This is a genomic window from Salinicola sp. RZ23, assembly GCF_003206675.1.
GTDB classification, from domain to species: domain Bacteria; phylum Pseudomonadota; class Gammaproteobacteria; order Pseudomonadales; family Halomonadaceae; genus Salinicola; species Salinicola endophyticus.
In genome coordinates, this window is record NZ_PZJK01000012.1 from 33,814 (window position 1) to 57,297 (window position 23,484).

A 23,484-nucleotide genomic window follows, 5' to 3' on the forward strand; every position below is an offset into this window, starting at 1 on the left:
GAACGACGTTGGGATCGATTGAAATGGGAAACTTCGGGCCACACCGGCAGTTGCGGCGGCCACTCATCAGTTCAGACCCGGTCGCTGGTCACACTCTCTTCCAGCAGACGGGCGCCGAAGCGCGACTCCAGCTCATGAACGTGCGGGTCGCCGCGCAGCGCTTCAACCGCTTGCGCATGACGCTCGCGCGCTTCACGGTCGCGCTTGTCGCGGGCGGTCTCCAGGCGACCATCGAGCGGCCCCACCTCGATCGCCACACGACGCGCGAAGCCCTGGGCCGCGAGCGCCTTGGTGATGCGTTCGACATGCATCTCGGAGAGAATCGCCGACTGCCCCGGATCGAGTGTCAGCGCCAGGGTCTTGCCATCGTCGTGGGTCACCACGCAGTGCGCTGCGAGATTACGGGTCAGACCGCCGATCTCCAGCGTATCGAAGCGCTCGAGCCAGGCCGCATGCGTCAGATGCTCCCCCGCCGCGGCGGGCGCCATGGCCGCAGTGGCACTTGCCGCCGCCGGCTGGCGCTCCTCCTCAGCTTCCACCGCTGTTGGCTCAGGCGTCGCCTGCCAGTCGGCATAGGCGGCTTCGGCGGCGGCCTGGTCCTGGGCCAGATCGGCGTCGTCGAAGTCGGGGTCGGCATCCCAGGCCCCCTCGGATGCGGGCTCGGCATCCGCGGCGATCGGCACCGCGGGCTCATGGGCGGCCGACGACATCGACGGCTCTCCCCCTGCAGCTGGTGTCGAGGCCGACGAGTCCACAGCCGGCGTCGCGGCAGATAACGCTGCGGCCGGTGCTGGGTCCGATGAAGCACCCGCTGACGCTGGCTCGACCGCCCAGGGCGGCGTATCCCCTGCCTGCCCGGGCGCCGGAGCGGCGGTTGCGGCGGACGCCGGCACCTGCGCCTGGGGTGCGGCGGCTCGAGACGGCGCCGCCGCCGGGGTCTCGGGTGTTGCATCCACGGCCGGCATCGGGGCCGGTGAATCGACGGCCGGTGTCGGGGCCGATGAATCCACGGCCTGCGTCGTGGCAGATGGCGCGCCAGTTTCCGATTGCTCGACCGCCCAGGGCGGCGAGTCCGCCGCCGGGGCCGGCTGGGGCGACGCCGCAGCGGGCTCGGCGTGGGCGAGTGTCTGCGCCGGAGGCGCGACACGCGTAGATGGCGCTGCCGATGTCTCGGGCGTCGACTCCACGGCCGGCGTCGGGGCCGATGCATCGACAGCCGGCGTCGGCGCCGGAGAGCTGGCCGTCGAGGCAGGAGCCGATGGCGCAGCGGCAGGCGCTGCCGGGGCGCTTCCAGACTGGCTCGAAGGCTGTTCGCCGCGCAGCGGCAGATCGGTCTGCGGCGGCGTCGGCACCCCCTGGGGGCGGAAGGCCAGCATCCGCAGCAGGGTCATCTCCAGGGCCGTGCGGGTATCCGGCGCGTTGTCGATATCGCCGCGACCCTGCAGCGCGATCTGGTAATAGAGCTGGACATCTTCGGCGGTGAAGCGCGAGGCCATGGCCAACAGCTGATCACGATCGCCATGGCCGTTGTCGAGGGCGCTGGGCACCATCTGGGCGATGGCGAGGCGATGCATCAGCCCGGCGATCTCGTCGAGAATCCCGGCGAAATCGGGCCCCTGCTCGGCCAGCGCTGCGACCTCCGCCAGCAGCCGCTCGGCATCCACCTCCGCCAGCGCCTCGGCCAGTGCCAGCAGGTGCGCATGATCGAGCGTTCCCAGCATCGCCGCGACGTCGCCGCGACGGATCTCACCCTGGCCGAAGGCGATCGCCTGATCGGTGAGACTCAGGGCATCGCGCATCGAGCCATCGGCGGCCTTGCCCAGCAGCCACAGCGCCGGCGGTTCGAAGGCCACCTGCTCCGCCTCGAGTACCCGGGTCAGATGCTCGACCACCCGCTCCGGTGGCATGTTCTTGAGCGTGAACTGTAGACAGCGCGACAGCACCGTGACCGGCAGTTTCTGCGGATCGGTGGTGGCGAGCAGGAACTTCACGTGCGGCGGCGGCTCTTCCAGCGTCTTCAACAGGGCGTTGAAGCTGTGGGTGGAGAGCATGTGCACTTCGTCGATCAGATAGACCTTGAAGCGGCCCTGGGTCGGCGCGTACTGCACGTTGTCGAGCAGTTCGCGGGTGTCTTCGACCTTGGTCCGCGAGGCGGCATCGACCTCGATCAGATCGACGAAGCGGCCATCGTCGATATCCCGGCAGGTCTGGCACACGCCGCAGGGCGTCGATCCTACGCCCTGCTCGCAGTTGAGGCACTTGGCGAGAATACGCGCCAGGGTCGTCTTGCCGACCCCTCGCGTCCCGGTGAACAGATAGGCGTGGTGCAGCCGCCCCTGGTCGAGTGCGTTGACCAGCGCCCGACTGACATGATCCTGCCCCACCAGCTCGTGGAAGGTGCGAGGACGCCATTTGCGGGCCAAAACCTGATAACTCATGCGACGCGAAATTCCTTGGGGCTGGGCGAGACCCTCTCCCGGCGACCCGGCCACGCAGAGGGTGGCACGGCCAGCGTCAGGGAGCGGCGATGATCGCGCCATTCTAGCAGGATCGAGCGAAGGGTGACGAGGCGACCACCCCCGCCGAGCGCCGACACATACGCAAGCACGCGCCAGCGCAGTGGGAACACCCGGCCCGAGACGCGATGCAGGTCGTGCCAGCGCTCAGAAAGCCAAAAAACCCGGGCAAACACAGCCAACCGGTGCGACAACGCCCGCCCAGGCAGCAAAGGCCGAAACAGAGGTGCGCAGAGGATCAGTGACGTTCGAGACAGACCGACGAGCCCGAGAGACTTGGGCAGGAGAAATAGAGGCTAGATCAACGCGGGGGAGAAGAACGCAGACTGGCGTGAAACACAGGCCAGAAATGGAGGCGGCCCCGACCAGCCACATCCCGGCACACGCGGCCACCACTACCGTTGCTCCCTTCCGGGCCTGGCGGGGTTTGCGGTTTAGCGTTGCGGGAGGACCGGTAAGGGCCACCATAAACGCGATGCTGGGCGCTTGAAGGTGCCGATCGCGACGCGATCGAACAGCCATCGCCACCTTGCATCGTTGCCGACAACGCCGAGGCGTTGTCGAGCGGCGCAAACTATATCAGCGTATCCGCGCGCCAGCAACCGGTGAGGATAAATCCCGCCTCATCGGCCCCCACGCAAAGGCCCCGGTGACCAGCACCGGGGCGTGATTGACGTGCGGCCAGCGGCATCAGTCGCCGATCTGCGTCTTGGCTGCCTGCATGCGCTTGCGCAGGATCGGACCGACGATCACCGGCAACAGCAGCCCCAGGATCGCCACCAGCCATAGCCCGATCGAGAGCCCGCTGCTCCACAGGATCGACCAGTCACCATCGGAGATCTGCATCGCGTGGCGCAGGTTCTTCTCCATTTCTGGCCCCAGCAGCAGCCCCAGGATCACCGGCACCAGCGGAATCTCCAGCTTGCGCAGGATATAGCCGGCAACGCCAAAGGCGATCATGAAGTAGAGATCGAAGGTCGAGTGGCTGATCGAGTAGATGCCCACGAACGCGACCATGGTCACGATCGGCAGCAGATACATCGGCGGCACCGAGAGGATCTTCACGAACACCCCGACCAGCGGAATGTTGAGCAACAGCAGCATGAAGTTGCCCACCAGCAGCGCGGCGATGACACCCCACACCAGGTCGGCGTTCTGGGTGAACATCATTGGCCCGGGCGTGATGTTGAGCGACACCAGCATCGCCAGCAGCACCGCGGTGGTGCCGCTGCCCGGCACGCCCAGGGTCAGCATGGGCACCAGTGCACCGCTGGAGGCACCGTTGTTACCCGCCTCGGGCGCCGCCACGCCGCGCGGGTCCCCCTCGCCGAAGTAGCCCTTCTTGCCCAGGATCTTCTTTTCCAGGGTGTAGGTGATGAAGCTGCCCAGCGACGCCCCGGCCCCCGGCAGCACCCCGGCGATAAAGCCCAGCACCCCGCCACGCAGAGTGGTCGGAAAGATCGAGGCGATGTCGCGCCAGTTGAGCTTGAGCGGATTGATCTTGATCATCTCGCGCCCCTTGCCGGCCTTCTCCTCGATGAAGAACAGCAGCTCGGAAACCGCGAACAGACCCACGATGGCGATGATGAAATCGACCCCCTCGTAGAGCTCGAGCACGCCGAAGGTGTAGCGCTGGGTGCCGGTGGAGAGGTCGATCCCCACGGTGGCGATGATCAGCCCGATGGCCGCGGCCATCAGCGTCTTCATCGGGTTCTTGCCGGTAATCCCACCCAGGGTGGCGAAAGCCAGCACGAACAGCGCGAAGTACTCCGCCGGACCGAAGGTGAGCGCAAAGCGTGCCAGCATCGGGGCCAGCAGGATCAAACCGACAGTGGCGATCAGGCTGCCCATGAAGGAGGCGATGGCTGAGATCGCCAGGGCCTCGGCGGCCTTGCCCTTGCGCGCCATCGGATAGCCGTCGAGACAGGTCATCATCGCCGGCTCGTCACCGGGGATATTGAGCAGGATCGATGAGATACGTCCGCCGTACATCGCCCCGGCGTAGACCGCGGTGAGCATGATCAGTGCGGTTTCGGGCTTGAGCCCCAGCGTGAAGGCGAGCGGGATCAGGATCGCCACGCCGTTGGCCGGGCCGAGCCCGGGGAGCGCGCCGATCAGGGTGCCGATGAAGCACCCCATCAGCGCGAACATCAAATTCTCTGGCTGCAGCGCGACACCGAAGCCAAGCGACAGATAGTGCAGCGTTTCCATCAGTTCAACTCCAGCAAGCCCAGCGGCAGCGGCAGTTCGAGGCCGTAGGTGAACAGCACGAAGACCACGGCGCCACTGATCAGCCCGGTGAGATAGGCCTTGAGCGGCTTGGCGCCCATGCGCCAGCACAGGGTACCCACCGCCAGCGTGGTGGCGAGGATGAAGCCGAGGGGCTCCAGCAGCAGCGCATAGACGATGAGGACCACCACGGCGATGCACAGCTCGGCAAAGGTACGCAGCGCGGGCCAGTGGTTATCGGGATCGGGCTTGACGATCATGTAGAGACTGCAGATCGCCAGCACCACCCCCAGGATCTTGGGAAACGTCTCGGGCCCAACGGCTTCCGATCCCCCGAAGGGGACCGGAAACTGGGTAGCGCCGTAGAAATAGGCCACGGCGACGACCAGCATGACCAGGCCGAAGACACGGTCATTGAGTTTGCTCATTGAATCAGCCCGATTTCCTTGGAGAGCGCCTTGATGTCCTGGATCTGCTGCTTGACGAAGGCCTGGAACTCATCCGCCTTGGGGTGGAACGGCATCAGACCGTTGCTGGCCATGACCTTTTTCCACTGATCGCTGGCATAGAGCTTGTCCATGGCATCGACCCAGTACTGCTTGGCGTCGTCGTCGATCCCGGCAGGCATGTAGAAACCGCGCCAGTTGGGGCCGACCGCGTCGATGCCCTGCTCCTTGGCAGTGGGGATGTTGGACAGATCGCCCGGCAGACGCTCGTCGGAGAGCACCGCCAGCACGCGCAGGTCGCCGGACTTCAGGAAGCCCTGGGTCTCGGTGACGTCACCGGTGAAGGCGTCGACGTGGCCGCCGATGACCTGGGTCATCGCTTCGCCGCCGTTGTTGTAGGAGAGATAGGGAATCCGCGGCAGGTTCTTGACCCCGGCCGCCTTGGCTGCGATCAGCACCTTGAGGTGATCCCAGCCGCCGTTGGCGCTACCGCCGGCAAACTTGACCGCCCGCGGGTCCTTCTTGATCGCGTCCATCAGCTCGTTGAGGTTGTGATAAGGCGAATCCTTGGAGACCGCGATCACCCCGTAGTCGGCACCCACGGCCCCGATCCAGTTGACCATGTCGGCGTTCATGCCCGGGAACTGGCCCTGGGCGAGACGTGTGGTGGTAGCGGTGGATGCGGCCACCAGCAGCTGGTCGTCGCCCTTGCGCTTGCTCACGGTGTGGGCGAACGCCACGCCGCCGCCGGCGCCCGCCATGTTGATGGTCTGGACGCTGGCCGGCACCAGCTTGAGCTCTTCGAGCACGTTACCCACGCTGCGGCAGGTAAAGTCCCAGCCGCCACCTGGATCGGACGGCGCGATACACTCGACCTTGCCCGAGGGCTGGAAGGCCATGGCGCTGGAGGCGACCAGAGTGAGGGCGGCGGCGGCGACCCATTTCAAGGGTTTGGAGGAAATCATGGCTTCTCCTTTGTTTTCATGAAGCAAGCATTGTGATGAAGCAAATGTTGTCCTTGAGCGAACGTCGTCATGCCACAGGCCGCGCTGCCGTTGAAGCAGCACATCCAGCGTGACGCCCGACGCGGAGCGAGCGAACCTTACAATTCTGTAAGGCAGAACCCTGTTCCCGTAGGCGGAATTTAGGCGCCCCGCTTTCACCCGGTCAACGGCGTAGCGGCAAATGCCAACTAAAGTTGAATGCGTACCCATCACGATCGTTTACAATCGCCTGGCCGCCCCGAGACTCACCGCCACAGCCCTGCAGGAGCCGCTGCCATGCCGCCGACATTGCTGCTGGTCGAGGACGATCCGCTGCTCGCCGACACCCTCGTCGCGACCCTCGCCACGCCCGAACAGCAGGTCGAGCACATCGCTGACGGCGGGGTCGCTGCGGCGCGCCTCGGCGAGCCCCACACCTATGCGCTGGTGCTGCTCGATCTCAATCTGCCCACGCGCAGCGGCCTGGAGGTGCTGGCCACCCTGCGCGCGGTGGATCGCCATACACCGGTGCTGATTCTCACCGCCCGCGCGGCGATCGAGGACCGGGTCAAGGGGCTCGATCTCGGCGCCGACGACTATCTGGCCAAGCCCTTCGCACTCGACGAGCTGGAGGCGCGCGTGCGTGCGCTGCTGCGCCGGCGCAGCGCGGACGAGCCACCGAGCCTGGGCGCGCTGCGCCTCGATCCGCAGCGTCAGCGCTTCAGCCTGGGCGAGACGCCGCTGCCCCTGCCGCCCCGCGAGCACCGCCTGCTCGCCTGTCTGCTGCGCTACGCCGGCGAGCCGGTGGACAAGGCGCGCCTGATCGACGAGGCGTTCGCCGGCGAGGCCGTGGGCGACAACGCCATCGAGGTCTATGTGCACCGCCTGCGTCGGCGTCTGGCCGACTCGGGCATCGGCCTGCGCACGGTGCGCGGCATCGGCTATCTGCTGGAGACCCAGTGACCGCCGGCACGCCTTTTCGTCTGGCGCACCTTAGCCTTTACCGCCGCCTGACGGTGCTGCTGCTCTGTCCGCTGGCGCTGGTCGCGGCGCTGATCCTGGGGCAGAGCTGGTTCGCCTCGCGGGCCGCCGCCGACCGCGCCTTCGATCGGCTGCTCGATGCCGCCTCACTGTCGATCGCCGAGCAGGTGCGCTGGCAGCAGAGCCGCCTGTGGATGGACCTGCCCCCGTCGGCGCTGGAGATGCTGGCGACGGATGCCGAAGAGCGGGTCTTCTACGCCCTCTACGACGCCCAGGGGCATTTCGTCACCGGTAACCGCACCCTGCCCGCGCTGCCGCCCCCGCCCAGCGGCCAGATGAGCTACGCCGATGTCGACGTTGGCGGCCTGGCACTGCGCCTGGGCGTGCGCCGCTCGCGTCTGGAAGGATGGGATCGCAGCGACCGCTTCGAGGTACGCGTGGCCCACTCTCAGGAGGGGCGCACGGCGCTGGCCAACCGCCTGTTCCTGGCGAGCCTGCTCAACGTGGCGCTGATCGCGCTGCTGGCGATGGTGGTGGTCCTGCTCTCGGCGCGCTTTGCACTGGAACCGCTGACACGGCTGCGCCGGGCGATCCGCCAGCGCGACCCGCGCACGCTGGCACCGCTGTCGCTCGAGCTACCGCGAGAGCTCGACGAACTGCGCCAGACCCTGAACGAGCTGCTGGCCCGCATGCGCCGCGTGCGAGCCAACCAGGAGCGCTTCATCGGCGACGCTTCGCATCAGCTGCGCACACCGCTGGCGGGGCTCTCCGCCCGCGCCGAGCTGGCACTGCGCCAGACCGATCCGGCACAGTGGCGCAGCGCCCTCGACAGCATGCACGCCGCCGCCGCCCAGACCGCCCGCCTGGCCGGCCAGCTGCTGTCGCTGACCCGCCTCAACAACCCCGAGGCCGCCCCGGCACACACCCCGGTCGACCTCTGTGCCTTGGCCCAGCGCGCGGTGCGCAGCGGTTTCGCCAGCTTCGACCGGCGCGGGGTCGATCTGGGGGTGGAGACACCGGCCCAGGCGGTGGTGGTCGCCGCCACCGCCTGGCAGCTCGAGGAAGCACTAGCCAATCTGCTCGAGAACGCCGCCCTCTACGGCGCCCGGCGCGTCACCGTCAGCGTGCTCGCCGGTCCGCCGCGACTGCGCGTCGAAGACGATGGCCCCGGGATCCCCGAGTCGCAGCGCCTGCTGGTGCTGCGCCCCTTCCATCGCGGCCGCGAGGGGGGCAGCGGCACCGGCCTGGGACTCGCCATCGTCGACAGCATCGCCCGCGCCCACGGCTGCCGCCTCATCCTCGCGGACAGCGACCCCGCTCACCCGGAACGCCCTGGCCTATGCATCACCCTGACCTTTCCCGACGCCGCCTGACCGGCGCTCTGCTGGGCCTGGCGGGTACCGCCGCCCTGGGCGGGCCGGCCTTGGCCGGCACCCTGGAGTTCGCTGCCAGCACCACACCGGCAACTCCGCTGACGATCTATGGCGTCCTCGATCCGCCCCAGGCGCGTCCGCTGCTGGCGGCGTTCAAGCAGCGCCATCCGGAGATCGCGCTGGTCTATCACCATATGGACACCCTGGCGCTGCATCAGCGGGTGCTAGCCGAACAGGACACCCCCCAGGCCGACGTGATCATGTCGCCGGCCATGCCGTGGCAGTACCAGTTGGCCAACGCCGGCCTCTCCAGCCCGCTCGACTCCCCCATCACCGCCGCCTGGCCGCGCTGGGCACGCTGGCGCCACGAGCTGTTCGGCTTTACCTTCGAGCCGATCGTGATGGTCTATCGGCGCGATCTCGCCGCGCACATGCCGCCGCCCGAGAGCCACGCCGAACTGCTGGCGCGGCTGGACGCGCATACCGATCTGCTCAAGGGTCGGGTGGTCACCTACGACCCGCGACTGAGCGGCGCCGGCTACACCTATGCCATCGAGGATGCGCGCATCTCGGCGCGCTACTGGGACCTGGTGGCGGCTCTCGGCCGCAGCCACACCGCGCTCGAGGCGACCACGTCGGCGATGCTCGAGGGGCTGAGCGCGGGCCGCTACTGGATCGGCTACAACCTGATAGGCTCCTACGCCCAGGCTTACGTGGCGAATCACCCGGAACTCGAGATGGTGATCCCGCGCGACTATGCCCTGGTACTGCAGCGCCTGGTCATGCGCCAGCGTGGCGCGCCGCATCCGGAAGCCGCCGCTCGCTTCATCGACTTCCTGCTCGGGCGCCCGGCGCAGACACTGCTGGCGACCCGCACCACGCTGGGTGCGGTAGACCCCGGGGTCAGCGGTCCCGGCACCGCCAGCGCCCTGCGCGAACGTCTCGGCGACGCCATCCGGCCGGTCCAGATCGGCCCCGGCCTGCTCGCCACCCTGGATACGCTCAAGCGCCAGACCCTGCTCGAACAGTGGCAGCAGGCCTTTGCCAACCGCACCACCTTTTCCGACGGGCCGCTGGCCGACCCCGCGCCACTGCCTGACGCCGACAAGGAATCCCCCTCTCCATGAAACGTCTCGACCAACTGGTGGCCGCCCAGCTGCGGTCACGCACCCGTGCCCAGCGGCTGATCCGCCAGGGCTACGTCAGCATCGACGATGGCCGCGGCTGGCGGGTCGCCGACAAGCCCGGCGAGAAGCTCCCCGAGGAGACCGCACTGAAGATCGAGTCCGCTCCTGAGGAGCGCTATGTCTCGCGCGCCGGGCTCAAGCTGGAGGCGCTGCTGAGCGCCCTCGAGCGTCGCCTCGACGGCCTCTGCGTGCTCGACATCGGCCAGTCCACCGGCGGCTTCAGCGACTGCGCGCTGCGCTTCGGCGCCGCTCGGGTGATCGGTATCGAGGTCGGTCACGGCCAGCTCGACGCCAGCCTGCGCGAGGATTCGCGGGTCACCTGCCTGGAGGGAGTCAATGCCCGCGCCCTGCCCCACGCTGCGCTCGCCGAGCTGGCGCCCGGCGGCATCGATGCCGTGGTCATGGATGTCTCGTTCATCTCGCAGACGCTGATCCTGCCGCAGATCGCCCAGGTGCTGGCGCCGGGCGGCGAGCTCTTCTCGTTGGTCAAGCCGCAATTCGAGGTCGGCCCGGGGCGGGTCGACGACCGCGGCATCGTGCGCGACGCCGCGCTCTTCGAGCAGGTCGCCGAGACCCTGCAGACCCACTGCCGCGCCGTCGGGCTGCAGTTGACCCACTGGTGCGAGAGCCCGATCCAGGGTGGCGACGGCAATCGCGAGTTCCTGCTCCACGCCCGGCGCGCCTGAACGCCGGGCGCTTGACTTGGGCGCCCGACCCCGCGCCCTGTTCATAGGCGCCCGGACCCGCGCCCTGATGGCACCTGTCAGGCGCTCGCGTCAGCGTCCGCCATCCCCGCCATCCGGGCCGGCGCCGCCCACGTCGGCGTCACCCAGGTGGCCATCGTCGCCGCTGCGCGCCTGGCGCCGGCTGGGCTCGCCCAGCGCCACCGTCTCGTCGGGGCGGCGGGTCTGGACCTTGGCCGCCTGGCCGTTGTCGCCGTGCAGCCACACATCCATCTGGTTGAAGGCGACGCGAATGCCGTGCTCGCGGAACAGCCGGTCGAGCTCGCGGTTGATCTCGTCGCTGGCGTAGAGCCGGTCGAGCAGATCATTGACGAAGATACGCAGCTCGAAGTTGAACGCGGTCGGCCCGTAGCTGATACAGAACACCTGCGGCTCGGGGTCCTTGAGTACCCGACGGTTGGCCTCGGCCGCCTGGCGCAGCAATTGGTGCACCGTGTCCAGATCCGAGCCATGGGCGACCCCATAGGTCAGCACCACCCGAGTAACGTTGTCCGACAGCGACCAGTTGATCAGCTGGTCGGTGACGAAGGTCTTGTTGGGGATGATGATCTCCTTGCGGTCGAAGTCGGTCACCGTGGTGGCACGGATGCGAATCCGGCTGACCGAGCCGTGAAGCTGCCCCAGGGTGATGGTGTCGCCGATCCGCATCGGGCGTTCGAACAGGATGATCAGGCCGGAGATGAAGTTGGCGAAGATCTCCTGCAGACCGAAGCCGAGACCCACGCCGAGTGCCGCCACCAGCCACTGAAGTTTGTCCCACGACACCCCGAGCGTCCCCAGCGCCGCAACCACCCCGGTGCCGACGATGGTGTAGGAGAGCAGCGACGAGATGGCATAGGCGCTGCCCTGCTTGAGGCTCAGCCGCGACAGCACCATCACCTCGAGCAACCCCGGCAGGTTACGCGCCATCATCATCGTCAGCGCCAGCGTGATCAGGGCGATGATCACATCGGCGAAGGTGATCGGATCGACCGTCATCGCCTCGCCCTGGCCGTGCTGGATCTCCCACACCCGCACGTGATCGAGATAGGAGAACACCTCGAGCAGATCCGACCAGATCAGATAGAAGGCGAAGGTGAAGCCGATGAACAGGATCAGCTTGGAGAGTCGCAGCGACTGCTGGTTGACCTGCTCCATGTCCAGCGGCGGCTCCTCGACCACCTCGAGCCCGCCTTCGGCGCCCTCCTGGATCTGCGCCCGCCGCCGCGCCACCGCACGCCGATAGGCCAGCCGCCGCTGCGCCACCGCCAGCCCGCGCACCACCGTCGCCTCGACCAGAATCCACAGCCCGAAGAGATAGAGTGAATTGATGAAGCGTCCGATCAGCCGCAGCGCCGCGTACTCGTAGCCGAGCGCGATCATCCCGGCCAGGATCAGCGGCACCAGCGCCAGCCCCAACCCCAGCAGCAGGCGGAACAGCTTGAGCCCGAAATAGGGCACGTGGGCCAGGATCAGGCGCACCAGAATCGCGCTCATGGCCAGCAGTCCAGCGAGCAGCAGCAGCAGCGACAGCGGACGGCTCGAGAGCTCGGCCTGACTGCCCGGCGAGATGCCGCTGATCAGAATCACCGGGATCAGCGAGAACCCCAGCCACAGCAGCAGCCGACGCAATCGCGCCACATAGCCCGAGGCCCAGTGGAAGTGACGCGTGGCGACGCCATCAGCGACCAGCAGCCGGCGCGCCCAGCCGAGCACGCCCCAGGCCAGCGCCAGCTGCAGCAGCGTGCTGCCCAGGCGTTCGGCGAAATCGTCTCCGCCGAGACGCAGCAGACCGCCGACCGCCGCCAGCAGCAGCGGGCCGTGGGCCGCCAGCAGGGCGTTGTAGAAGATCGCCCGCGGGGTGTGCATCTGGGTGTCGCGCTTGAGCCGCCCGATCTGCTCATGGAGGTTGAGCAGGCGCACCTTGATGCGCCGGCGCAGCAGCAGCAGCACGCCGGTGATCAGCACCACCGGGATCACCGCCAGGGCGCGCAGATCGGGCACCTGCCACAGACTCTTCAGAGCCTGCTGCCATTCGCCGCGGCTCACCTGGCGCGCCATGTCGACGGGCATTTCGCGCCACCAGGAGAGCGTCAACGGGCGTGCGCTGGCGACCCAGAACAGTTGCTCCTCGATGATCCCGCGCAGCGAGGTGGTGATGCCCGCCAACTGCTCCTGATTGAGCTGCAGATCGATCGCCACGGTGAGCAGGTTGCCGTACTCGGCATCGAGCTGCTTGAGGATCTCGCTGCGCGAGCGGAACAGCTTGACCAGCGCCTCGACCAGTGACGGCGTCACCGTGATCCCGGCGTCCTCCAGGCTCTTCTTCGCCAGCGCCTCGGGCTGGCGCAGCGCGTCACGCTGATCGACGAGATCGAACTGGCTGAGCCGCGTCTGCGCGATCTCCTGCTGCAGCCCGCCCAGGGTATCCAGCTCGGGCAGCGCGTGGCGCTGCTCGTTGAGAATGCGCGAGAGCAAGGGGCTGCCGCGAATCGCCTCGATCTGCTCGTTGAGGGTGCGCCGCACCTGACGCACGCGATCGAGCTGCGAACGCACGTCGATCGCCCGCCGAATCAGCTGGTTGGTGCGGTCGGTCACCGTCAGCAGGCGATCGCTGAGGTCGCGATTGGTGGCTTGGATCTCGCTCAGCACCGGATGCTCGGCAATGGTGCTGGCGTCCTCTTCGCTGACATCCGCCACCGCCTGCTCGGACTGTGCCCGACGGGCGCGGTCGAGCGCCGCCTGCAGCGCGTCGAGGCGCGCCTCCTCCCCCGCCACCTGGCGCGCCAGCAGGTCCCGGCGCAGCACGTCGAGCTCGCGCAGTTGGGTGTTGTTGGCCAGCTCGCGACGGTGGTACTCGGTCTGCTGCTCAGCCAGGGCCAGCGCCAGCCGATAGCGCGCCTGGGTAGGATCGAAGGCAGCGTCCTCGTCATCGCTGCGCGTCCGCACCTCGCCCCGCGCCTTCTCGGCCCGGTCCATGGCCTCGGCCATCGCCGACTGCGCCCGCTCCGGCAGCGTCTCGGCGCTGATCAAGCGGGCGTTGACCGTGGCCAGCTGGTTCTGCAGCGTCTCGAGCTGGTCGAGGGCGCCGGTGGTGCGCTCGACCAGCGTATCCACCGAGAGCTTGTCGAGCGCCGCAGCATCCGGTGGCCGATCATCGCTCAGCGCCGAGAGTTGACGCTGGAGTTCGCTCCGCTCCTTGGGCGCCTGGCGCACGTTGCGCTCGAGCGTATCGAGATCCTTGCGCGTCGCCTCCAGCCCATCGAGCGCCTGCAATGCCGCCCGCAGCTGCTCCAGGTCGGCCTTCTGCTGCTCGTCCGGTGTCTCGATCTGCTTGAGCTTATCGAGCTCGGCCTCGAGTCGCTGCCGCGACGGCAGATCCGTCGGCTGCTGCGCCAGCGCCACCACGCTGGCCAGCAATAGGCACACTGCCAGCAGCGTGCGCATGATAAGCTGCGCGGCGCCAGGGGCCGCACGCCCGGCGAGCGACCCGAGCGGATGATCCGACATGCCAACTCCTTGTAAACACCGTCCCCCGGGGAAACGTCCCTGGAATCGTCGGGGCGATTTTCCAGGGTTTCAGCGACGATCGCCAGCGCCGCTCGCCACACCGACCCGCTTGGCTCTATCATCAGCCCGGGCGTGGCGCATCATATGCATGCGCGGATCGCCCCGGCTCGCCACCGATGGCACTCCGGGGCCGCAGCCGCCGGATATCGCGACGACCCACGAAGCGCCTCGGCACTCGCCATGGCCGACCTTCGCGACCAGGACTCTATCGACAGGACAGTCTCATGACGCCAATCCGCTCACTCTCCTTCTCAAGCCTTGTAGTCATGGGCACGCTGATGGCACCCCTGGCGCTGGCACAGACCCCGGAGGCAACCCCCAACCCGGTCCAGCAGGCGAGCGAGAAGGCGGAGATTCGTCGCGACCTGGAAGCGGAGACGGCCGACAATCCGCTGGCCATCACTGCCTACCGGCGCAACTACGTCATGCCGTGGACCTACAACACCAACCCGGACGAAGCGGACTTCCGCGAGATCTCCACCGATGGCGGCGTCGACCACTCGGAGGTGAAGTTCCAGCTCAGCTTCAAGGTCAAGCTGCTCGACGACGTGCTCGGCCACAATGGCGATCTCTACTTCGCCTATACCCAGCGCAGCTGGTGGCAGGCCTACAACTCCGAGGCCTCATCACCGTTCCGCGAGACCAACTACGAGCCGGAAGCCTTCATGAGCTTCGACAACAGCTGGACCGTGCTCGGCTGGACCAACACCATCAACCGGGTCGGTTTCGCTCACCAGTCCAATGGCCGCTCCGACCCGCTGTCGCGTAGCTGGAACCGCCTCTACGCGGAGACGATCTTCCAGCGCGGCGACTGGGCCTTCAGCCTGGCGCCTCACTGGCGCATTCCCGAGAAGGCGCGCGACGATGACAACCCGGATCTCGAGGACTACATCGGCTACGGCGACTTCACCCTGGTGCGCGCGATCGGCGATCAGGAAGTGTCACTGATGGTGCGCGGCAACCCGGGCCAAGCCCACTACGGCGGCCAGCTCGACTACTCTTTCCCGCTGTTCGGCAAGGTGCGCGGCTACGTGCAGTACTACCGCGGCTACGGCGAGAGTCTGATCGACTACGACCATGACGTGCAGCGTTTCGGGCTGGGCTTCAGCATCAACACCTTCCTCGCCGGAATTCCCGGCACGCGTTGATGCCTGGCGTCGGGCTGACTATGCTGACTGCTGTTCGTCATAACCACGCCAATCGATCGTCAAAGGAAGACACCCATGACCATGCAACCCACCGGTGGCCAGCACTCCGGACGTGAGCGCGAAGCCTCCACCGAACAGCTCAAGGAAGATCTGCGCCACCTGTCGCAGACGGTCGAGGAGCTGATCCACGCCACCGCCGATGACTCGCGCAGCAATATCGCCGAGCTGCGCGAGCGCGCCCAGCAGCGCCTGCAGGATACGCGCGAGCGGCTCGAAGCGCGCGGCGAGGCGCTCTATGACAGCGCCCGGGAGCAGATCGACGCCACCGATCGCTATGTGCACGACAACCCGTGGACCAGCATCGGGATCGGTGCGGCTGCCGGCGTCGTATTGGGGCTGCTGCTGGGGCGGCGTTGATGGCGGGGCCCGCCGAGAATGTGATCGGTGCGGCGCGGCGACTGATCGCCAACCTGATCGATACCGGCGAGACGCGCCTGCGTCTCGCCGTGGTCGAGTGGGAAGCCGAGCGCGAGCGTCTGCTCACGCTGCTGCTGCTGGCCGGCGCGGGGCTGATCATGCTCTCCTTCGCCATCGGCATGCTGCTGCTGCTGATCGTGGTGATGTACTGGGACGAGAATCGTCTGCAGGCGATCGCGATCTGCGCCGGCGCTCTGTTCGTGATTGCCGCCGGGTTGATCCTTGCCGCCCGTCGTGTGGCCCGCCGGCGCAAGCTGATGGCGGCGACGCTGCGACACCTCGAACACGACCGTGATGCACTGAGGCCGGATCATGAGTGAACGCAGCCACCGCCAGCGGATCGAGGCGCTCGAGCACGAGATTCTGCAGCAGCGCCTGGAGATGACTGCCGCCATGCGCGAATGGCGCGATGCCACCGCGCCGATCGACAACGCCTGGGACAAGCTGATGAGCTGGCGGGTGCCGCTGATGGCGGCCGGCAGCCTGTTCGCCCTGCGCAGCGCGCGCAAGCCACGCGCGACCGGCCGTATGCTTCGGCGCGCGCTGACCGGGCTGATGATGTACAACCGCGGCAAGGCGCTCTACCGCGCCACCCGTGGGCGCCGACGCTGAGCCGCGGCCAGCGCCGGCACCTACACGTTTTTAGACGGCCCCCTCTCCGGCGGCCGTCGTCTCTTGTGCCACATCCCCGGATTCACACCGCCTGACCGCAGGCCACCCCCGAAGCCCACGCCCACTGGAAGTTGAAGCCACCCAGCTGGCCGGTGACATCCAGTACCTCGCCAATGAAGCGCAGTTGCGGCAGCCCCTCCACCGCAAAGGTCTTCGACGAGATCGCACGGGTATCGACACCCCCCAATGTGACCTCTGCCGTGCGCCACCCCTCGGTACCGGCGGGCTTGAACTGCCACCGCGCCAGCGCCTCGGCGATGGCGTCGATCTGAGCGTTGGAGAGATCGGCCAGGGATGTATCCGGCCACCCTTGCCACTCGCCCAGCGCCTGGGCCAGACGGCGCGGCAACTGCTCGCCGAGCCAACCGGCGAGACGCTTGCGCGGCGATTCGCGCCGACCCTGTCGCAAGGCCTCCGCCACGTCGAGCTGCGGCAGCCAATCGATCGTCAGCGCCATGCCCGGCTCCCAGTGACTGGAGGCCTGCAGCATCGCTGGCCCGGAGAGTCCGCGATGGGTGAACAGCAGCGGCTCGCGATAGTGGCCATCGCCACAGCTCACCGCCACCGGGCAGGAGAGCCCGGAGAGCGCGGCGAGCGCCGTCTTCCATTGAGACGTCACGGTGAACGGCACCAGCGCCGCCCGGGTCGCTGTCACCTCCAGCCCGAACTGGCGCGCCAGATCGTAGCCGAAACCGCTGGCACCCAGGGTCGGAATCGACAGCCCACCGCTGGCGATCACCACGGCACCGGCGTCGAACGTGCCGGCGGAGCTCTTCAGGCGTACGCCCTCACCCAGGCGCTCGACCCGCTCGACCGTGGTCGAGAGCGAGACCTCGACCCCCGCCCAGGCGCACTCGGTGAGCAGCATCTCGACGATCGCCTTGGCCGAGTCGGCGCAGAAGAGCTGCCCCGGCGCCTTCTCGACATACTCGATGCCGTGGCGCTCGACCAGCTCGACGAAGTGCTGCGGGGTATAGCGCTTGAGCGCCGAGATCGCGAAGTGCGGATTGCCCGAGAAGAAGTGCCGTGGCGCGGTGGCCAGATTGGTGAAATTGCAGCGCCCGCCACCGGACATCAGGATCTTCTTGCCGGCCTTGTTGGCGTGGTCGATGACCCGAACCCGCTGCCCACGATAGCCCGCGGTGAGTGCGCACATCAGCCCGGCGGCGCCGGCACCGATCACGATGACGTCGTAAGATGGCATGGCTTGACGGCTCCCGGCGGCATTGAGTGGGCGCGCATTCTAACAGGGAAACGCCGATTCGCCCGGCGGCGTGGGCGAATCGGCAGGCGACGCCATGCCGAGCCCTTTTCGCCACATCGTGTTCGCCGCGCCCTGATTCGCTTCGCCCCTAGCGCGTCATGAAACTGCAACTACACTGAAAACGCGACGCTCTCGCCCGCGAGTCACCCACTTCGATTAAGGAAGATCCATGAGCAGACACTATCGAGACGACGCCCGTCACTACTACCGTGACGCCAAGCAACGCGGACGTGCCGGCGTGCAGCGCGCGCGCCAGCGCGCCGACGACATGAGCCAGGACCTGATGGAACACGCCGGAGAGGCGTGGCGGGATACCGATGACTACGTTCACCGCAACGCCTGGAGCGGTATCGGGGTCGCTGCGCTGGCCGGTTTCGCGATCGGCTTCTTTGTCGGCCGTCGCTGAGCCCTCCGCGGCCCGGCGACGAGCGTCGCCGGGCCGCCTTAGCCCTGCAGGCCAACAGGTATCGCCCGAAGGGCAACCCAAGAACCCACGTCGGCCGCGAACAGCGGCCGACAGCGTGTCAGGGCATGGCGCGGCTAACGCGGTCACGGTGTCGTCGACGGGCTCTCGTCGCGCGCGTCTGAAGCCGCGATCAGACACAGACGCAGGGCGCGCAGCGCTGCGCCATCGCAGGCGTCCGGCCATAGCCAGCAGTGTCGACCATCGAGCGCCAGACCACACACCCAAGGGGCCACCCGCAGCGGGCGACAATGCACGCTGCGCCACTCCCGCGCATCGGTCGATAGCTCCCACTGCTGCCGACCATACTCTTCGCGACAGCGTAAATAGTACAACGGCGGCTGGCGCAGCCACTCCCAGACCAATCCCGCCAGCCCGGCGAGCCCCAAGCTCAGTGCCACTTCCGGGGCAAGGAAGCGCACGGCAAACAGCGTCAGCGCCACGACCCACCCAGCGCCGAGTGCCAGCGCCAGTCTAGAGCGCCTGACGCCGATCGCGGTCAGTGTTCTCGGCATGCTCGACGATCATCTGCACGATGCGCCGCAGCTCCGGGTCGCTGGGCCACTCGCGACGCATCAGCCATACGAACAGGTCCTGATCCTCCTCGGCGATCAGCTCGCGATAGCGGGTCTGATCCTCGGCACTCAGCGCGTCGTAGCGCGCTTCGAGAAACGGCACCAGCAGAAGATCGAGCTCCCACATGCCGCGACGCGAGTGCCAGTAGAGACGCTTGCGCGCAATGTCTTCATCGTTATCGGCCACGAACGCTCCTTACTGCTGAAATTGCCTGCCACGCCGAAGCCACCCTACCGCAATACGATCTGGCGCCCTGGGCGACGGGGTCGAGGGCCATTATAGCCGAGGCGCTGCGCGCCCACTATGCTCGCCACCGAGCCACTAGCGAGACCGCCACCGAGCGACTGCCAGTGAGTAGACGCCTTGGCGGACCTCTGCCCCGCGCCGGGGCCCGTGCGGGTAGCGGCCAGGCCCTGCCCACCGTGGACTCCGGGGCTTTTGCTCTGGCGCTGCCGACATACGCTTTTTGCGCCGCGTAATGCGTTGTTTTCTCGAAACTTGCGCAGTATGCTGAAGCGACAACAATAGAGGTCGGATGCCCCTTGGGGCAGCGTCCGTCACCGCCGGGCAGACGGCTCACGGAGAGTGTCGATGACCAAGTCTGAATTGATCGAGCAGATTGCTTCTCGCCGACCCGAACTATCGGCCAAGGAAGTCGAGGCGGCGGTGCGCGTCATACTCGACGATATCACCCACGCGCTGGCCGAGGGCGGGCGCGTAGAGATTCGTGGTTTCGGCAGTTTTTCGCTTCACTTCCGGGAGCCACGCACCGGCCGCAACCCCAAGACCGGCGACCCCGTCGATCTCGACGGCAAGTACGTCCCGCATTTCAAGCCGGGCAAGGAGTTGCGCGAGCAGGTCAATGCCAGCCGGGCGCTGGGCTATTGATCGATCAGTCACCGCGTCGTGACGCCGCCTACCGCCCCCGTGGGCAAAGGTGACATCGCGGCTCGTCATTGGAAATCACTATGCGCTGGTTCAAAGGCGTCTTCCTCGCCATCGTTCTGATCGTCGTGCTGCTGCTCGGCATTCTCTTCGCCGTCAACAATCAGCAGCCGCTGCCGCTGGACCTCATCTGGGTCGAGCTGCCCCCTGCATCGCTCTCGCTATGGCTGCTGGTGGCCCTGGCCAGCGGCGTGATCCTCGGCATGCTGGCGATGACCGGCATGTACCTGCGCCTGCGCACGCTGCTGACCCGGGCTCAGCGCCACAACCAGCAACAGCGCAAGGAACTCGATCGCCTGCGCACGCAGGAGTTCAAGGAAAGCACCTGATATGGCGAACGTTCTGCTACTGGCATTGCTGGTGGCAGCCATCGCCATTGGCTGGTGGCTGGGGCGCTGGGAGGGCAGTCGCCAACGCACGCAGCGCGCCCCGCCCTCTCCCCCCCTGCCCCGCGACTACTTCGTGGGGCTCAACTATCTGCTCAACGAGCAGCCCGACCGGGCCATCGAGACCTTCACCCAGGCCCTCGAGGTCAACAGTGAGACGGTCGAGACGCATATCGCGCTGGGCAACCTCTATCGCTCTCGCGGCGAAGCCGACCGCGCCGTGCGCATCCACCAGAATCTGCTCGCCCGTCCAGCACTGACCGCCGCCCAGAGCGGCCAGGTCCAGCTGGAACTCTCCCGCGACTTTCTCAATCTGGGCCTGCTCGACCGCGCCGAGCGGCTGCTGCTCTCGCTGCACAAGGCCAACGTCGACGATGAGCAGAAGCTCGCTGCCAAGCGCCTGCTGGTGGATCTGTTCCAGCGCGAGAAGGAGTGGAGCCAAGCGCTCGAGATCGCCCAGCCGCAGCTGGTGCGCCAGGACCCCGACATGCGCCGCGCCGCCGCGCACTGGCTGTGCGAGCTGGCGCTCCAGCACCGCCGCAACGCCAGCCCGTCGCTGGCACGCAAGGCGTTGCGCCAGGCGCTGCACATCGACACGGCCTGCGTACGCGCCAACTGGATTCTGGGCCAGCTGGAGTGGGATATCGGCCAGTACCGCAGCGCGATCCGCTATTGGCAGCGCGTGCCCGAACAGGACCCGAGCTTCACCACGCTGGTCCTGGAACCATTGCGCGACGCCTACCGCCTGCTCGACGACGATGACGGCTGGTGGCAATTTCTCGAGCAGCAGCTGCAGCGCACGCCGCCCACCAGCGTGGTGATCATGGCCGCCGACGCACTGCACCGTCGCCAGGGGGCGGAGATCGCCTGCGCCTTCGTCAGCGATCAGCTGCGTGACCACCCCAGCCTGCGCGGCGTCGACTATCTGATGGATCTCTATCTGGCCGATAGCGACCCCGGCGAACGCGACCGCCTGGAGCTGCTCAAGCAGCACACCCACCAGCTGCTCAGCATCCGCCCGCGCTACCGCTGCCAGCGCTGCGGCTTTGCTGCCGAGCAGCTCAACTGGCAGTGCCCCAGCTGCCACAGCTGGGGCACCAGCAAACCGATCACGGGTCTCGAAGGCGAGTGATCAACCCGCGTCCAGCGCGCGTTCGATCTCGGCCAGCGCCACCATCGGCTCGGCGGCCTGGGTCACCGCGCGACCGATGACCAAGTGGGTACTACCCGCCGCCATGGCCGCCTCCGGTGTCATGACTCGACGCTGATCCCCCGTCGCCGCGGTGGCCGGCCGGATGCCCGGGGTCACCTTGAGAAACCCCTCGCCACAGATCGCGCGCAGCCGCTCGCTCTCGCGTGCCGAGCACACCACCCCGTCGAGCCCACTCTGCTGGGTCAGCCGCGCCAGGCGTTCGACCTGGCTCATGGCGTCCCCCGCCACTCCGATCTCCTGGAGTTCGTCGTCAGCCATGCTGGTCAGCACGGTGACCGCGATCAGCCGTGTCGACAGCCCACGCTGGCGCAGCCGCTCGGCACTCGCCTCCATCATCCGACGCCCGCCGGCGGCGTGGACGTTGACCATCCACACCCCCTGATCCGCCGCCGCTTCGACCGCACCGGCGACGGTGTTGGGGATGTCATGAAACTTGAGATCCAGAAACACCTCGAAGCCGCGCCGGTGCATGGCCTCGATGGCCTGTGGCCCGACCCGAGTGAACAGCTCCTTGCCGATCTTGACCCGGCAGCGCGCCGGGTCGAGCGCATCGGCAAGCGCCGTGGCCGAGGCCAGATCCGGGTAGTCCAGGGCGATGATGAGCGGCGACTGGGTGGCGGCCATGGGCGGAATCTCCGGCATTGTGAATTCGCGCCGGAGTATACCGGAGTTGCCACCCCGCTGCCGCGACTCAGCGGCCAGCGGCGGCAGCCTCAAGTCGTAGGCGATCGCTTACGTCAATCGAGGGCGAATTCGACGTCAAGGGAGGCGCCATCGCGTCGATAGCTGATAGGTGGGTAGGCCACCCTGCCGCCCCACCACGTCGGCACGCCACACCGCACTGGCCAGCCGGCATCGTCATCACGCGAGAGATCGTCACGACAAGATCGACACAGAAGAGGAGATCGACATGAAAAAGCTGTTCGGTATCGCCCTGCTGTCGCTGTTCATGGCCACCAGCCTGCCGGCCCTCGCCGAGCCGGTTGACCTCAACCAGGCCGATGCCGAGACCCTGGCGACACTGCCGGGGATCGGCAAGGTCAGGGCGCAGGCGATCGTCGAGGACCGCAAGGCCAATGGCCCCTACCAGTCCCTCGACGAGCTCACCCGCGTCGACGGCATCGGCGCCACCACGGTCGCCAAGCTCAAGGACGAAGCTACCCTCTGACCCCGCCGCGTCTCCGGCCGATCACCGCCAGGGAGCGGCGGTGCTTGCATTTCCCCGCAGTCGTCTCCATCTGAGGGAGAGTCGGTCATCCCGGGAGACACCATGCCTCTGCTTTTTCTGCTCGCGCTGTTCCTGCTGGCGGACTTCATCGTCCTGTTCACGCTGGGTGCCAAGCTCGGGCTTTTGCTGACCCTGCTCTGGATCGCGCTCAGCGCGGCCTTCGGCCTGCACCTGATCCGGCGTGAAAGCCTGCTCACCCTGCAGCGTGCCCGCGAACGTCTGGCCCTGGGTGAACTGCCTTCGGACGAGCTGCTGGCCGGCGCCACCTTCGTGCTGGCCGGCGTGCTGCTGATGGCCCCGGGCTTTCTCTCCGACCTGCTGGGCCTGGTGTGTCTGCTGCCGGGGAGCGGCCAGCTCGCACGACGCTGGTTTCCCCGCGCCGCGAGTGGCGGTGGTCGGACGCAGGGCCAAGGGGGCAGCGAGTGGGGGCCAGCGGCAAGCACCGCCCACCGTGACTCAGCGCCACGCGATGAGTCCGAGGCGCGCCCACTCGAGGGTGACTTCATCGGACGCGACAGCAGCGGGCATGACGGCGATTCGCGCTGAGCGTGAGCCAGCAGGATCTTTCCACGGACTGATTTGGACAAAAAATTTGCGCTGTACCCTTGAAAGCGTCTTGCCCGACCCAATCAAGGCAGCAGCGATAGCTTTAGGCCATCAGGCCCATTAACCGGAAGGCGCAAGCCTTCTCCCGCTGGGCAACGCTCACCGGGAACGTGCATTTGCAACATGCAACCATCAGGAGAACGTGAGCAATGAAAATCCGTCCCTTGCACGATCGCGTCATCGTACGTCGCACAGAAGAAGAGCAGAAAACTGCCGGCGGCATCGTGCTTCCGGGCAACGCCCAGGAGAAGCCGACCCGCGGTGAGATCCTCGCCGTCGGCAACGGCCGCATCCTCGACAACGGCGAAGTTCGCGCCCTGGACGTCAAGGTCGGCGACACCGTCATCTTCAAGGAAGGCTTCGGCGTCGAGAAGCAGAAGGTCGACGGCGAAGAAGTTCTGATCATGAGCGAGAGCGACATCCTGGCCGTCGTCGAAGGCTGATCGATCGCTCGACTCGCTGATTCATCACGTTTCCACGTATCGCATTTAGGAAGATC

The 23,484-nt window shown here is 67.3% G+C and carries 24 protein-coding genes and 1 other RNA gene; 15 read left to right on the plus strand and 10 right to left on the minus strand.

All coding sequences use genetic code 11. The features are described 5' to 3' along the window. Positions 1-71 precede the first annotated feature (71 nt). The 5 genes from dnaX to DOM67_RS12070 all read right to left on the minus strand — a co-directional run bounded on the left by dnaX (position 72) and on the right by DOM67_RS12070 (position 6,156). Positions 72-2,438, minus strand: coding sequence for a DNA polymerase III subunit gamma/tau (gene dnaX, locus DOM67_RS12050; RefSeq protein WP_110676184.1), 2,367 nt, complete (start codon positions 2,436-2,438; stop codon positions 72-74). Between the two features lie 438 nt (positions 2,439-2,876). Then, positions 2,877-2,973: signal recognition particle sRNA small type (ffs, locus tag DOM67_RS12055), an RNA gene on the minus strand. A 233-nt stretch (positions 2,974-3,206) separates the two neighbouring features. Further along, a complete protein-coding gene (locus DOM67_RS12060) occupies positions 3,207-4,727 on the minus strand; it encodes a tripartite tricarboxylate transporter permease (RefSeq protein WP_110676186.1) in 1,521 nt (506 codons plus the stop codon). Continuing rightward, positions 4,727-5,173, minus strand: a complete 447-nt coding sequence (locus tag DOM67_RS12065; RefSeq protein ID WP_110676188.1) for a tripartite tricarboxylate transporter TctB family protein — start codon at positions 5,171-5,173, stop codon at positions 4,727-4,729. Before DOM67_RS12065 ends, DOM67_RS12060 begins: the two co-directional genes overlap by 1 nt. Continuing rightward, complete coding sequence (locus DOM67_RS12070) at positions 5,170-6,156, minus strand: tripartite tricarboxylate transporter substrate-binding protein (protein ID WP_110676190.1); 987 nt, start codon at positions 6,154-6,156, stop codon at positions 5,170-5,172. The genes DOM67_RS12065 and DOM67_RS12070 overlap by 4 nt, the downstream gene beginning before the upstream one ends. Positions 6,157-6,471: 315 nt before the next feature. On the opposite strand from DOM67_RS12070, the gene DOM67_RS12075 reads away from it, so the two are divergent. Genes DOM67_RS12075 through DOM67_RS12090 form a run of 4 tightly spaced genes read left to right on the plus strand, consistent with a single transcriptional unit; the run spans position 6,472 to position 10,401 of the window. Continuing rightward, positions 6,472-7,137, plus strand: a complete 666-nt coding sequence (locus tag DOM67_RS12075; RefSeq protein ID WP_110676192.1) for a response regulator transcription factor — start codon at positions 6,472-6,474, stop codon at positions 7,135-7,137. Next, positions 7,134-8,528, plus strand: a complete 1,395-nt coding sequence (locus DOM67_RS12080; RefSeq protein ID WP_232825237.1) for a sensor histidine kinase — start codon at positions 7,134-7,136, stop codon at positions 8,526-8,528. The genes DOM67_RS12075 and DOM67_RS12080 overlap by 4 nt, the downstream gene beginning before the upstream one ends. Then, a complete protein-coding gene (locus tag DOM67_RS12085) occupies positions 8,495-9,655 on the plus strand; it encodes an extracellular solute-binding protein (protein ID WP_110676356.1) in 1,161 nt (386 codons plus the stop codon). The genes DOM67_RS12080 and DOM67_RS12085 overlap by 34 nt, the downstream gene beginning before the upstream one ends. After that, positions 9,652-10,401, plus strand: coding sequence for a TlyA family RNA methyltransferase (locus DOM67_RS12090; protein WP_110676194.1), 750 nt, complete (start codon positions 9,652-9,654; stop codon positions 10,399-10,401). Before DOM67_RS12085 ends, DOM67_RS12090 begins: the two co-directional genes overlap by 4 nt. Before the next feature lie 90 nt (positions 10,402-10,491). Here the strand turns inward: DOM67_RS12090 and mscK are convergent, their stop codons facing one another. Then, positions 10,492-13,947: a mechanosensitive channel MscK gene (gene mscK, locus DOM67_RS12095; protein WP_110676195.1), complete on the minus strand. Its 3,456-nt coding sequence runs from the start codon at positions 13,945-13,947 to the stop codon at positions 10,492-10,494. A gap of 284 nt (positions 13,948-14,231) precedes the next feature. Between mscK and DOM67_RS12100 the strand changes: the two genes are divergently transcribed. From DOM67_RS12100 to DOM67_RS12115, 4 genes are all read left to right on the plus strand, one after another. Continuing rightward, positions 14,232-15,155, plus strand: a complete 924-nt coding sequence (locus DOM67_RS12100; RefSeq protein WP_110676197.1) for a phospholipase A — start codon at positions 14,232-14,234, stop codon at positions 15,153-15,155. A 75-nt stretch (positions 15,156-15,230) separates the two neighbouring features. Then, positions 15,231-15,572 (plus strand): DUF883 family protein, encoded by a 342-nt coding sequence (locus tag DOM67_RS12105; protein ID WP_110676199.1) that lies wholly within the window; start codon positions 15,231-15,233, stop codon positions 15,570-15,572. Further along, entirely contained in the window at positions 15,572-15,952 is a 381-nt protein-coding gene (locus DOM67_RS12110) for a phage holin family protein (RefSeq protein ID WP_188115179.1), read from the plus strand. Before DOM67_RS12105 ends, DOM67_RS12110 begins: the two co-directional genes overlap by 1 nt. Further along, positions 15,945-16,244: a YqjK-like family protein gene (locus DOM67_RS12115; protein ID WP_110676203.1), complete on the plus strand. Its 300-nt coding sequence runs from the start codon at positions 15,945-15,947 to the stop codon at positions 16,242-16,244. Before DOM67_RS12110 ends, DOM67_RS12115 begins: the two co-directional genes overlap by 8 nt. A gap of 82 nt (positions 16,245-16,326) precedes the next feature. Here the strand turns inward: DOM67_RS12115 and DOM67_RS12120 are convergent, their stop codons facing one another. Continuing rightward, positions 16,327-17,508: an NAD(P)/FAD-dependent oxidoreductase gene (locus DOM67_RS12120; RefSeq protein ID WP_110676205.1), complete on the minus strand. Its 1,182-nt coding sequence runs from the start codon at positions 17,506-17,508 to the stop codon at positions 16,327-16,329. A 229-nt stretch (positions 17,509-17,737) separates the two neighbouring features. Between DOM67_RS12120 and DOM67_RS12125 the strand changes: the two genes are divergently transcribed. Beyond that, entirely contained in the window at positions 17,738-17,974 is a 237-nt protein-coding gene (locus DOM67_RS12125) for a DUF883 family protein (RefSeq protein ID WP_106420455.1), read from the plus strand. A 143-nt stretch (positions 17,975-18,117) separates the two neighbouring features. Here the strand turns inward: DOM67_RS12125 and DOM67_RS19825 are convergent, their stop codons facing one another. Then, positions 18,118-18,546, minus strand: a complete 429-nt coding sequence (locus DOM67_RS19825) for a hypothetical protein (protein WP_157958854.1) — start codon at positions 18,544-18,546, stop codon at positions 18,118-18,120. Then, positions 18,506-18,733 (minus strand): succinate dehydrogenase assembly factor 2, encoded by a 228-nt coding sequence (locus DOM67_RS12130; RefSeq protein WP_232825242.1) that lies wholly within the window; start codon positions 18,731-18,733, stop codon positions 18,506-18,508. Before DOM67_RS12130 ends, DOM67_RS19825 begins: the two co-directional genes overlap by 41 nt. 465 nt (positions 18,734-19,198) lie before the next feature. On the opposite strand from DOM67_RS12130, the gene DOM67_RS12135 reads away from it, so the two are divergent. From DOM67_RS12135 to lapB, 3 genes are all read left to right on the plus strand, one after another. Continuing rightward, entirely contained in the window at positions 19,199-19,495 is a 297-nt protein-coding gene (locus DOM67_RS12135) for an integration host factor subunit beta (RefSeq protein ID WP_035473690.1), read from the plus strand. A gap of 80 nt (positions 19,496-19,575) precedes the next feature. Next, positions 19,576-19,881: a LapA family protein gene (locus DOM67_RS12140; RefSeq protein ID WP_110676208.1), complete on the plus strand. Its 306-nt coding sequence runs from the start codon at positions 19,576-19,578 to the stop codon at positions 19,879-19,881. 1 nt (position 19,882) lies between these two features. Further along, positions 19,883-21,070: a lipopolysaccharide assembly protein LapB gene (gene lapB, locus DOM67_RS12145; RefSeq protein WP_110676210.1), complete on the plus strand. Its 1,188-nt coding sequence runs from the start codon at positions 19,883-19,885 to the stop codon at positions 21,068-21,070. Here lapB and pyrF read toward each other — a convergent pair whose 3' ends face one another. Next, positions 21,071-21,775, minus strand: coding sequence for an orotidine-5'-phosphate decarboxylase (gene pyrF / locus DOM67_RS12150; RefSeq protein WP_110676212.1), 705 nt, complete (start codon positions 21,773-21,775; stop codon positions 21,071-21,073). Positions 21,776-22,061: 286 nt separating this feature from the next. Here pyrF and DOM67_RS12155 point away from each other — a divergent pair, with 286 nt between their 5' ends. The 3 genes from DOM67_RS12155 to DOM67_RS12165 all read left to right on the plus strand — a co-directional run bounded on the left by DOM67_RS12155 (position 22,062) and on the right by DOM67_RS12165 (position 23,428). Continuing rightward, the gene (locus tag DOM67_RS12155; RefSeq protein WP_110676214.1) at positions 22,062-22,319 is read left to right on the plus strand and encodes a ComEA family DNA-binding protein; all 258 of its coding nucleotides are present in this window, start codon (positions 22,062-22,064) and stop codon (positions 22,317-22,319) included. 102 nt (positions 22,320-22,421) lie between these two features. Next, positions 22,422-22,925, plus strand: a complete 504-nt coding sequence (locus DOM67_RS12160; protein ID WP_110676216.1) for an FxsA family protein — start codon at positions 22,422-22,424, stop codon at positions 22,923-22,925. A 209-nt stretch (positions 22,926-23,134) separates the two neighbouring features. Then, positions 23,135-23,428 carry a co-chaperone GroES gene (locus DOM67_RS12165; protein WP_035473701.1) on the plus strand — a complete coding sequence of 98 codons (294 nt, stop codon included), beginning with the start codon at positions 23,135-23,137 and terminating at the stop codon, positions 23,426-23,428. The last annotated feature ends 56 nt before the right edge of the window (positions 23,429-23,484 follow it).

Excerpts from the sequence above, each read along its gene's own strand:
- DOM67_RS12085 (WP_110676356.1), top strand. The coding sequence starts at position 8,495 with ATGCATCACCCTGACCTTTCCCGACGCCGCCTGACCGGCGCTCTGCTG.
- DOM67_RS12125 (WP_106420455.1), top strand. The coding sequence starts at position 17,738 with ATGAGCAGACACTATCGAGACGACGCCCGTCACTACTACCGTGACGCC.
- pyrF (WP_110676212.1), bottom strand. The coding sequence starts at position 21,775 with ATGGCCGCCACCCAGTCGCCGCTCATCATCGCCCTGGACTACCCGGAT.
- DOM67_RS19825 (WP_157958854.1), bottom strand. The coding sequence starts at position 18,546 with ATGCCGAGAACACTGACCGCGATCGGCGTCAGGCGCTCTAGACTGGCG.
- DOM67_RS12100 (WP_110676197.1), top strand. The coding sequence starts at position 14,232 with ATGACGCCAATCCGCTCACTCTCCTTCTCAAGCCTTGTAGTCATGGGC.
- DOM67_RS12140 (WP_110676208.1), top strand. The coding sequence starts at position 19,576 with ATGCGCTGGTTCAAAGGCGTCTTCCTCGCCATCGTTCTGATCGTCGTG.
- DOM67_RS12120 (WP_110676205.1), bottom strand. The coding sequence starts at position 17,508 with ATGCCATCTTACGACGTCATCGTGATCGGTGCCGGCGCCGCCGGGCTG.
- dnaX (WP_110676184.1), bottom strand. The coding sequence starts at position 2,438 with ATGAGTTATCAGGTTTTGGCCCGCAAATGGCGTCCTCGCACCTTCCAC.
- mscK (WP_110676195.1), bottom strand. The coding sequence starts at position 13,947 with ATGTCGGATCATCCGCTCGGGTCGCTCGCCGGGCGTGCGGCCCCTGGC.
- DOM67_RS12070 (WP_110676190.1), bottom strand. The coding sequence starts at position 6,156 with ATGATTTCCTCCAAACCCTTGAAATGGGTCGCCGCCGCCGCCCTCACT.
- DOM67_RS12090 (WP_110676194.1), top strand. The coding sequence starts at position 9,652 with ATGAAACGTCTCGACCAACTGGTGGCCGCCCAGCTGCGGTCACGCACC.
- DOM67_RS12105 (WP_110676199.1), top strand. The coding sequence starts at position 15,231 with ATGACCATGCAACCCACCGGTGGCCAGCACTCCGGACGTGAGCGCGAA.
- DOM67_RS12065 (WP_110676188.1), bottom strand. The coding sequence starts at position 5,173 with ATGAGCAAACTCAATGACCGTGTCTTCGGCCTGGTCATGCTGGTCGTC.
- DOM67_RS12165 (WP_035473701.1), top strand. The coding sequence starts at position 23,135 with ATGAAAATCCGTCCCTTGCACGATCGCGTCATCGTACGTCGCACAGAA.
- DOM67_RS12060 (WP_110676186.1), bottom strand. The coding sequence starts at position 4,727 with ATGGAAACGCTGCACTATCTGTCGCTTGGCTTCGGTGTCGCGCTGCAG.
- DOM67_RS12155 (WP_110676214.1), top strand. The coding sequence starts at position 22,062 with ATGAAAAAGCTGTTCGGTATCGCCCTGCTGTCGCTGTTCATGGCCACC.
- DOM67_RS12130 (WP_232825242.1), bottom strand. The coding sequence starts at position 18,733 with ATGTGGGAGCTCGATCTTCTGCTGGTGCCGTTTCTCGAAGCGCGCTAC.
- lapB (WP_110676210.1), top strand. The coding sequence starts at position 19,883 with ATGGCGAACGTTCTGCTACTGGCATTGCTGGTGGCAGCCATCGCCATT.
- DOM67_RS12160 (WP_110676216.1), top strand. The coding sequence starts at position 22,422 with ATGCCTCTGCTTTTTCTGCTCGCGCTGTTCCTGCTGGCGGACTTCATC.
- DOM67_RS12110 (WP_188115179.1), top strand. The coding sequence starts at position 15,572 with ATGGCGGGGCCCGCCGAGAATGTGATCGGTGCGGCGCGGCGACTGATC.
- DOM67_RS12075 (WP_110676192.1), top strand. The coding sequence starts at position 6,472 with ATGCCGCCGACATTGCTGCTGGTCGAGGACGATCCGCTGCTCGCCGAC.
- DOM67_RS12115 (WP_110676203.1), top strand. The coding sequence starts at position 15,945 with ATGAGTGAACGCAGCCACCGCCAGCGGATCGAGGCGCTCGAGCACGAG.
- DOM67_RS12135 (WP_035473690.1), top strand. The coding sequence starts at position 19,199 with ATGACCAAGTCTGAATTGATCGAGCAGATTGCTTCTCGCCGACCCGAA.